General features: G+C 40.4%; 7 protein-coding genes. 5 read left to right on the top strand and 2 right to left on the bottom strand.

The features are described from left to right. The first annotated feature begins 130 nt into the window (after positions 1 to 130). From EXN75_RS16710 to EXN75_RS16695, 4 genes are all read left to right on the top strand, one after another. A complete protein-coding gene (locus EXN75_RS16710) occupies positions 131 to 499 on the top strand; it encodes a hypothetical protein (protein ID WP_134844679.1) in 369 nt (122 codons plus the stop codon). After that, on the top strand, positions 480 to 773 hold the full coding sequence (locus tag EXN75_RS16705; protein WP_134844678.1) for a RyR domain-containing protein: 294 nt from the start codon (positions 480 to 482) through the stop codon (positions 771 to 773). Before EXN75_RS16710 ends, EXN75_RS16705 begins: the two co-directional genes overlap by 20 nt. A 168-nt stretch (positions 774 to 941) precedes the next feature. Then, positions 942 to 2,732 carry a tetratricopeptide repeat protein gene (locus EXN75_RS16700; protein ID WP_167639572.1) on the top strand — a complete coding sequence of 597 codons (1,791 nt, stop codon included), beginning with the start codon at positions 942 to 944 and terminating at the stop codon, positions 2,730 to 2,732. Positions 2,733 to 2,741: 9 nt separating this feature from the next. Beyond that, complete coding sequence (locus EXN75_RS16695) at positions 2,742 to 3,884, top strand: toll/interleukin-1 receptor domain-containing protein (protein ID WP_134844676.1); 1,143 nt, start codon at positions 2,742 to 2,744, stop codon at positions 3,882 to 3,884. Positions 3,885 to 3,944: 60 nt separating this feature from the next. Here EXN75_RS16695 and EXN75_RS16690 read toward each other — a convergent pair whose 3' ends face one another. Then, positions 3,945 to 4,169, bottom strand: coding sequence for a hypothetical protein (locus EXN75_RS16690; protein ID WP_134844675.1), 225 nt, complete (start codon positions 4,167 to 4,169; stop codon positions 3,945 to 3,947). A gap of 144 nt (positions 4,170 to 4,313) precedes the next feature. Continuing rightward, the gene (locus tag EXN75_RS16685; RefSeq protein WP_134844674.1) at positions 4,314 to 5,879 is read right to left on the bottom strand and encodes an ATP-binding protein; all 1,566 of its coding nucleotides are present in this window, start codon (positions 5,877 to 5,879) and stop codon (positions 4,314 to 4,316) included. 574 nt (positions 5,880 to 6,453) lie between these two features. On the opposite strand from EXN75_RS16685, the gene EXN75_RS16680 reads away from it, so the two are divergent. Beyond that, on the top strand, positions 6,454 to 6,894 hold the full coding sequence (locus tag EXN75_RS16680) for an Hsp20/alpha crystallin family protein (RefSeq protein WP_134844673.1): 441 nt from the start codon (positions 6,454 to 6,456) through the stop codon (positions 6,892 to 6,894). The last annotated feature ends 431 nt before the right edge of the window (positions 6,895 to 7,325 follow it).

Below are 7,325 nucleotides of genomic sequence, written 5' to 3'. Positions count from 1 at the left end.
CGCTTTATGGGGTAAGGGGATTTTGTGTCTGCGACATTTCTGTTGTGCAAGAAATATGTACAATAAAATGAATTTTGTCGCTTTGCAAGCAAAATCCCACTAAACCCTATAGGTTGCGGATTTGAGGATTATGGAAAGGGAGACAGATGTTTTGAATCTTGTCAAGAAGCATCTGAAAGCTCTGTCAAAATGTGAGCACGCACGATGGACGGTAGAGAAACTGCTGATGGGCTTCAGACCTCTTAATGGCGAAGAGAAACTACATGATGCTTTCATCTTTGGTGCAGAAAGAAGGGCGTATCGCAAGAAACTGAAACAGAACGGCATCCACATCGACCTCTGTTCTTATCGTGACCTGAGGCGAATGAATCCTGGCAACATGAAATATGACTGTTTCCTGATGATGGCGATGCCAAGGATTTTGAAGGAGTTTTATCAAAATAATCAGATTATGCAAAAAATGGAGAAAGGAAAAAACAATGAAGAAGTACATTCCTAATCCGCAGGATACTACAGGTATTAGGCTTCCAGAAGAATTGGAGTCATTGGTGGAGGCCATGGCCAAAAACGTACATGAGGTATGGGCAAAAACCCGTATATCGCAGGGGTGGACGTATGGTGAAACACGTGACGACAGAAAGAAAAAGCATCCCTGCCTGGTGGCTTATGAAGAACTCAGCGAGGAGGAAAAAGTTTTCGACCGGAATACCGCTGTGGAAACTCTCAAGCTCATCATGCGGCAGGGATTCAAAATCATAAGAGATGATAAATGATTGATCTGCTATTGTTTAACTGCAGAATCAGAAACAATTGGATGAATATGAAATAATCAAAAATAAATAAAACCGATCATGATGAGACATATCTTTTCTTTCCTTTTATTATTTAGTTTTCTAACTACAGGAGCGCAGACCATTCATCAGAAGGGGTTTGTAAGGAGTGTGGGGCGACCAGACAATAAACAAGGTGTTCGTTTGCCGGGTGCTTTGCTGAGAGTCATGGGTAGCCATAATGCCGTCCAATCCGGAAAACAGGGTACTTTTGAATTGCTGTTCAATGGAAAAAGAGAGGGAAAAGATGCCTTTTCCTTTTCATCCATCAGCCTCAATGGTTATGATCTTCTCGACAAAAAGATAAAGGGACCTTATGCCATTTCTACTACCGTTCCTGTAGAACTGGTATTGGTGCCACGTTCGCTCAAACAGAAAATCGAAGCGAAAGTACGTCAGCAGATTGAAGCTAACTATCAGAAAAAACTGAGCCGTATCCAGGCGGAGAAAAACAAACTGGGTAAGATGTATGCCCAGAAAATTACTCAACTGGAGGAAGAATATGAGAAGCGTGATATGCTGATAGGTGACATGGTGGAGCGCTATGCTTCTTTAGACTATGCGCATCTGGATGCATTCAAGGAACAGTTGAGTATCTTCATCGAAAATGGAGAACTGGAGCGTGCTGATTCCCTGATTCAGACTGAAGACATCAGAAAGCTGGAGACAGAACATACAGTCCTGAATAATGCAGCTAAAAAAATCAACCAGGCTTTGGCCAACAACACGGATAAACTGTTGACTATCTATCAGGGTAAAATAGACTTGCATCTGGTGAATTTTGATAATGATTCTGTGGGTTATTACAAGGAAAAGATCGTGGCTCTTGATACTACAAATGTCAAGAACATTCATGATGCCGCACAATTCCTGCTGGAAAATCTTGCACAGTATGACAAAGCAGAAAAGTATTATCGTCTGGCTCTAAGACAGAGTTTGGCTCAGCATGGAGAAGCACACGAGGATGTGGCTGAAAGTTATGGAGCATTAGCCAATTTATATTGCTATAAAAGTCAATATGGAATAGCTAAAGAATACTTCGAGAAGTCAATATCTATTCAAACCAATTTGTCCGGAGAAAAACATAAGAGAGTGGCAGAAGCCTATATCGGCATAGGATTTATCTGTTCCTCCATGATGGCTTTTCATGAAGGATTAGCTTATTATCAAAAGGCGGACAATATCTTAAAAAAAGTCTGTGGGGAAAAAGAACCGGATTTGGTCCCACTCTACATTAATATGGCAGGTAGTTGTCAAATCCTTGGTAAGAATCAGGAAGCGTATGATTATTATCAGAAAGCTTTAAAGCTCCAAATGGAAATCGCTGGTGAAAATACAATCTTGACTGCTAAACTTTTTCATAATATAGCTTCCTATTATGAAGGTATGAAGAATTTAGACAAGGCTTGCGAATATTATCAGAAAGCCATGGAGATTCGCCTGAAAGTTGTAGGGAGCTGGCATCCGGAAATAGCGAGTAGTTATTTTGCCATAGGCTGTTTGTTAGATTCCGGTGGAAAATATGATGAAGCCATAGAATGCTTGTCCAAATCACTGGCTATATCTTTGGATTTAAATGGTTTTTATAGCAGCGAAGTTGCCAATACATTGAGTAAAATTGCCAATATATATTATGGTCAGGCAAAATATCAGGTATCTGAAGAATACTTCTTGCAGGCACTAAAAAGCGGAATCCAAGTTTATGGTCCTGACCATTTGATAGTTTATGGTAATTATTTAGCATTAGCTAATACCTATAAGCATCAGGAGAAATACGCTCAAGCAATTGAGTATTTTCAGAATGCCTTGAATGTCCTCATTCATACAAAGGGAGAAAATGTTCCGGATGCTGACCTTTACAGGAGAGTTATTAAAGAATTAGGGAAAAAAATCAATAAATAATTTTAGAACATGACTCAAGGATATAAATATTTTGCCTTTATCAGCTATAATGGTGCTGATCTTGGCTGGGGCAAGAAATTGCAACATAAATTGGAACATTACCGTATGCCTACTACGCTCTGTAGTAAGCGCGGATGGAAACGCAAGCCTATTTCACCAGTGTTTTTTGCGCCAACTGATATTCAACCAGGAGAATTATCAGAAGAACTGAAGGCTCGTTTAACGGCTTCGCAACATCTGATTGTGATCTGTTCTCCCCGCTCCGCCCAATCTAAATGGGTAGGATTGGAAATAGAATATTTTGCATCCCTTGGAAGAAAGAAGAATATCCATTTCTTTATAGTTGATGGCATTCCCCATAGCGGTAACCCGGCGACCGAATGCTTCAATCCTGCCATCCAACAGGCAGGATTAGGAGATGTATTGGGCGCCAATATACATGAGAAGATCAGCCGTTTCCCATGGCTAAATAAGGAAAGAGCTTATGTTCAGCTGATTTCCAAACTGCTGGATGTGGAGTTTGATTCCTTATGGCAACGACATCGCCGTTTATTGCGAATACAGATTGCATCCTGGCTGTTGTCCATGATTGCTCTTTTGATTTCTTTTGCTCTGGTATTCTCCATGAACTCACCTTTTGATGCAGAAATCACGCTCTTGGATTCATCAGGAGCCAAACAGTTACCTTCTGTTCATGAAGCCATTGTGAGAATTGAAAGCTTACCGGAAGAAGGAGGAGAAAAAATAGTGAGTGATACTTTGCATCAGGGAAGAGTGCTTGTCTTCAAGGACTTGCCGCACCATCTCTTGGATAAAAAAGTACGTATGAAAGCAGATGCTCCTGATTTCTATCCTCTTGATACGATAATCACGCTTTCCAGAAATTTGACAGTCCGCCTCCATCGTAATCCGTCCATTTATGGTAATATTCAGTTCAGGCTATTGCATGCCGATGCCACTCCTTGGGCGGATCAGGAAATCAGCATTGCTGGTCAGAAAGTCACATCAACGCGTAATGGAGATGTCCATCTCTTCATTCCCCTACCCCTGCAGTCACCTTACTATATTATAAAAGGTATAGAAAAACTGGAGCAAGATACACTTTTCATGCCTCTTTCTGAAAATACTGTTTTAATTGAAGCTGAAAGATAAGATATTGGGGCTGACAAACCAAGCCTTCTTCATTCCTCCCCATTCAGGCATTCTCCTGTCTCATAGCTCATCGTCATATCCTTCAAGATACCAATCATCTCCTGCCTCAAACTTTCTGGTTTCAGCACGATGATATTCCGTGTTGTATGGCGGCGTATCGAGCATCACCTTGTTGTGATACTTCAGCATATCACCAAGGGAAGCCAGCCGCAGGGAACTCAGCATCCACTCCGTCACATCATCATTATCCACGCAGATAATACCGATAGCCGTCGCTCTTGTCACATTCCACAGTAATGCCAAACTGCGACTGGATATTTTCACGATAACGATGAAAGGTGACTTTTTCTGATGCCAAATGACTTTGCAGCTATGCTAAAAAAATATCTTAGGATACTTGGGAAAGTAACCTAAGATATCTGTTTCGGATTATTCTTCCTTTATTTTCCATTCGCTGATGGTACGCTGGGTACTGTCAAAGCTGATGCCTATTTTTACCAGTCGCTTGCCCTCAGAATGGTAAGGAAGCATGTAGCCTTTTTCATCTATCTGGGCCAATGCCTCTTCGGCACTTTTATCTACCTTCAGTTCGAAGACGTAGATTGTATCAGGCATGTGCATCACGGCATCAGCCCTGCCGATGGCACTCTTTACCTCCGTACGTATATATATATTGAGGAAGCTGAACATCAGATAGAAAATGGTCTGATAATGCTTCTCGCTATGATTCTCCAAATCGTATGGTATCGTAGCCATATACGTGCGCATGTGTTCCAATGCTGCCTCAATATCATTGCGGTAAACTGCCTTGCAGAAGCCTAAGAGGAAAGCATCATTATCGGAACGGCGAGGGTTTACATAATGAGGAATCAAGGAATTGAGTAAGCCATTACGTACCTCCCCGTTTGGGATGCCTAAAGTATATTCCTGAAACATCGGATCATATTTCTTGATGGTCAGGTAGCCACTCTGATAAAGCAAAGGCAAGGCATCTGTCATTTCCTCCGTTGATTGGTCGAAAGAGCTGAGTACTGCCTCCTGACTTTCCAATGTAGAAAGATTGACATGATATTTATCCAATAGTTTCAAAAGGAAGGATGGAGTGCCGGAACCAAACCAATATGGAGCAATGTCACGTGCATTCAAAGCCTTTACCAGACTGAACGGATTGAAGACATCCTCTGAATTCTTGCTGAAATGATAGCCGTCGTAGAATCGTGTCAGCTCTGCCAGGCATTCCTCATACGTCATGCCAAGCGCTTCGCCCATTGCCTCTACATCCGGTTTCATCTGCGTGGTTAGTTCCGTCTTGCTGATGCCACAGATTGCCGAATACTGGTCGTACAGACTGATATTATCGAGGTTGTTGAGTTCGCTGAAGATGCTGAGCTGCGAGAATTTAGTGATACCTGTGATAAAGGTAAACTCTAAGTATGGATCGAGCTTCTTCAATGGGCTGTAGAAATTCTGCATGATACGACGGAGCGGTTGCAAATTCTCCTTCTCATGCACTACATCCAATAAAGGGGCATCATATTCATCGATGATGACCACAGCCTTTTCTCCCGTTTGCTTGTATGCTCGCTTTACGATTCCTTCCAGTCTTTCATTAGGATATTTTTCACCTTCTCCCTTACCATAAAGTTCTTCGTATGGCAAAAGTTCCAGATTCAGATAATTATTCAAAGCATCAGCATCAAAATGCTTGGCTCCACTCATGTCAAAATGAAAAACTGGATGTTTCACCCATTCTTTCTCATAATCAGCAATGGCTAATCCTTCGAAAAGTTCTTTTTTCCCCTCAAAATAAGCTTGAAGGGTAGAGGCAAAAAGAGATTTTCCGAATCGTCTTGGGCGACTCAGAAAGACATACGACATCTGTTTTTCTCGGAAATCCACGATGTATTTGGTCTTATCTACATAGAGATAATTGCCTTCACGAATCTTCGAGAATGTCTGTATTCCTACAGGATAGAAATTTACTATTTTTGCCATAATCTTACATGTCTTACGTTTGCGCTGCTAAATTACAAAGAAAATCCGAATTAGCCAAATATAAATTCAAATAATTATCCTCCACTTTTTCACCAGCTACCAGTTACTCTCCCTTTTCCTGATTTTCTGACACTATCATGCGAATCAATTCCTCGTTAGTTTTGCTGTCAAAAACTAAAGGGAAAAACTGGTTTTCAAACTATCCGCATGTATGAATCGTGAAAACGAATTATACTTTCATGTCATTTCTGACTGCTAAGTTTAAATTAATTATATTTTGATGTCAGTTTTGCAGAGTCTTTTGCCATTTTTGTCAATATCTGTTCACTTCAAACAGACAGATTGAATTGGCACATAACTTGCTCATATATAGAGTGAAAGCGGAAGCCGAAAGGGCAAGGGGAACGATAAGAACCCTAAGCAATGACATTTGAGGGTTTCTTGAAATCCTTGAGCCTCGAAAGCCGAAGCAATCATTATTTTAAAAGGATAAATATAATAAACAATTAGAAATCCCGACAGAACCGAGAGGCGAAGAGAGGACGAGAAAAATAAAATTTGGAGGTTTTTCATTATGTTGTTAGCTCGTAGAAATAACAGTGTTTCAAATTGGTTGAACAATTGGTTTAATGACAATTTCTTTGATACAAGCTTGATGCCACATATGAACGCCACCGCTCCTGCAGTTAATGTCAAGGAAGATGAAAACGCTTATACGATGGAGATTGCAGCTCCTGGTTTGAAGAAAGATATGGTCAAGATGAACATTGACAAGGATGGTTATCTGAATGTATCTATCGAGAACAAGGAAGAGAAGAAGGAGGAGAAGAAGGAAGAGCATTACTTGCGTCGTGAATTCTCTTACAGCAACTATTCTCAGAGTTATGCTCTGCCAGAGAATGCCAATCAAGAGAAGATTTCTGCTGAGGTCAGCGATGGTGTCTTAAAGATTGAGATACCTAAGGTAGCCAAGGAAGAAAAGAAAGACGATGTTAAGCACATTGAGGTGAAATAATCACTCATAACGTGCTAACCCGTTTTCTGGATGATATTTCATAAGCATCGGGAAAATAATTAAAACGAGAGGGTGTGTCATGAATTTGTGACGCACCCTTTTTTTAATTTTATCAGGTTCTCACTATCGCAAACCTGACAAGAATAAGACTTTAGGCATGCTGACACAATAATAATCTATCTTTTTGAAAAGCACAAAACAAGTATTAAACGAATATAGCATAAAGAAATTAATTGGTTATCAAACCACATTTAAAAGTAAGAAATCTATTTTTTTAAGCGTATCTCAGTTTAATTCTGTAGAACCTCAAATCCGCAACCTATAGGGTTTAGTGGGATTTTGCTTGCAAAGCGACAAAATTCATTTTATTGTACATATTTCTTGCACAACAGAAATGTCGCAGACACAAAATCCCCTTACCCCATAAAGCG

The organism is Segatella hominis, assembly GCF_004535825.1.
GTDB lineage: Bacteria > Bacteroidota > Bacteroidia > Bacteroidales > Bacteroidaceae > Prevotella > Prevotella hominis.
This window is presented reverse-complemented; position numbering and strand designations above follow the sequence as displayed.

Bases quoted from the DNA above. Each gene is read 5' to 3' on its own strand.
- EXN75_RS16710 (WP_134844679.1), top strand. From the start codon at position 131: ATGGAAAGGGAGACAGATGTTTTGAATCTTGTCAAGAAGCATCTGAAA.
- EXN75_RS16705 (WP_134844678.1), top strand. From the start codon at position 480: ATGAAGAAGTACATTCCTAATCCGCAGGATACTACAGGTATTAGGCTT.
- EXN75_RS16695 (WP_134844676.1), top strand. From the start codon at position 2,742: ATGACTCAAGGATATAAATATTTTGCCTTTATCAGCTATAATGGTGCT.
- EXN75_RS16685 (WP_134844674.1), bottom strand. From the start codon at position 5,879: ATGGCAAAAATAGTAAATTTCTATCCTGTAGGAATACAGACATTCTCG.
- EXN75_RS16680 (WP_134844673.1), top strand. From the start codon at position 6,454: ATGTTGTTAGCTCGTAGAAATAACAGTGTTTCAAATTGGTTGAACAAT.